Annotated in this window: 1 protein-coding gene and 1 pseudogene; one reads left to right on the plus strand and one right to left on the minus strand. The window is 61.1% G+C overall.

The annotated features are described in order from the left end of the window. Nucleotides 1-109 precede the first annotated feature (109 nt). Nucleotides 110-556: a hypothetical protein gene (locus tag KGA65_RS16370; protein ID WP_225864197.1), complete on the minus strand. Its 447-nt coding sequence runs from the start codon at nucleotides 554-556 to the stop codon at nucleotides 110-112. A gap of 132 nt (nucleotides 557-688) precedes the next feature. On the opposite strand from KGA65_RS16370, the pseudogene KGA65_RS16375 reads away from it, so the two are divergent. Beyond that, nucleotides 689-1,300: pseudogene (locus KGA65_RS16375) on the plus strand (transposase). Nucleotides 1,301-1,708: the final 408 nt, after the last annotated feature.

The raw sequence follows: 1,708 nt of genomic DNA on the forward strand, positions 1-1,708 counted from the left end.
CTGAACTGGCGCAGCCCCATTCAGGTCTTCGCAGAACTCATGCGCGGCTTGGCCCAAGCCCATCAGGCTACAGTCCACTGATCAAGCAACCCGGGTGGGGTGTTGCACTTCAGATTTGAGAACGCCGGGGAAGAGCTCTCGATTCAAGCTGAGAAAGCTCTACTCGAACGCTCGGAAAACAGTCGTAGGTAGTGACACTGCCATCCTGCTCTGTCCGCATTCGGCCAGTAGCGCACTTGTGTTCCTGTGTTGGGCCGATCAGTACCAAGACGAAGGGACCCTGGCTTTTGGACTCTCGCTTCCATTCTTCTTCGTTCTCGACGAAGACGTCAGCTATTAGCGCAGTGCAGGCGGTATTCACGCTCGACCCGACGACAAGCCGATAGTTAACGCCAGCAACCATTCCTTGAGAGACTTCTGTCGTGCCTTCTACCAAAGCAATTCCGCGGGCTTCATAGACCGTGACGCTCGAAAATGACGCCGATATTGCTTCGGATTCTGCGAGCTCTCGGAAGCCCATTGCCTCCATGAGTTGGTTTGAGAAGGTGAGCGACATATAGGTGGTTGTTCGTGATGCCTAACGAATGAAAGGGACTTCCCCGTCCCGAGCGAGCCGCGAAGCGGCAAACGGCAACGAGTGCCACGATGGGGTTGCGAATCTCATCCATTCACTCCGAAGGGGAAGCCCATGGCCATCGTATGCGTTGGAATCGACCTCGCCAAGAACGTGTTTGCCGTGCACGGCATCAACGAGGCAGGACGTCCTGAACTGGTACGACCGGCGGTGCCGCGCGACAAGCCGCTGGCCCTGGTCTCGGCCCTGCCGCCCTGCGTGATCGGCATGGAAGCCTGCTCCGGCGCCCACCACACTGGGGCCGGCAGTTCATGGCCCTGGGCACACCGTGTGCCTGATCGCCCAAGCCGACGACCGTGCCAAGCAGCTCATGCGCCTGAGCGGCGTGGGTGAGACCACCGCCACCTGCCTATTGGCGATGATCGGCAATGGCCACGACTTCGACTGTGGCCGCCAGTTTGCCGCCTGGCTGGGCCTGGCACCGGGCCAATACAGCTCGGGCGCATCACCAAGGCCGGCGACGCCTATCTGCGCACCCTGTTCATCCTGGGCGCGCGGGCCGTACTGGCGGCCGCGCCGAAGAAGAACGACCCGATCAGCCGTTGGGTGGTGGCCCTGGCCGAGCGACGCGGCTACTGGAAAGCCGTGGTGGCCATGGCGGCCAAGAACGCCCGCATGGCCTGGGCCGTGCTGCGCAAGGGCGAGGCCTTTGCGCTGCCGGCCTGACGCCCTCCATTTGAAGCCGCCTGCCAACCAGTCAGGAGGACAGGAATCCTCCGCCGCGTGACGGCAAGCGTTGATGACAACTGGTTTGGACCTGCGCGAGCAGTGACCGATTAACTCAAGGGCGGCGAAACAGTTGCCGGCTAACGAATGGGTCGCTCGCGTGCGTCCTTCATCAGGGGCCGTGGCATGCATCGCCACATGAATGACCGTTTGTAGTTTGGCCAGTCCGCACCTTGTTGTTCCCATCGCCTGATCGAAGCCCGGTTGGTATCAGAAGCCCAGGCGTTCTCAAATCTGAAGTGCAACACCCCACCCGGGTTGCTTGATCAGTGGACTGTAGCCTGATGGGCTTGGGCCAAGCCGCGCATGAGTTCTGCGAAGACCTGAATGGGGCTGCGCCAGTTCAGG

The sequence above is a fragment of the Ideonella benzenivorans genome (genome assembly GCF_020387415.1).
GTDB classification, from domain to species: Bacteria; Pseudomonadota; Gammaproteobacteria; order Burkholderiales; family Burkholderiaceae_C; genus Ideonella; species Ideonella benzenivorans.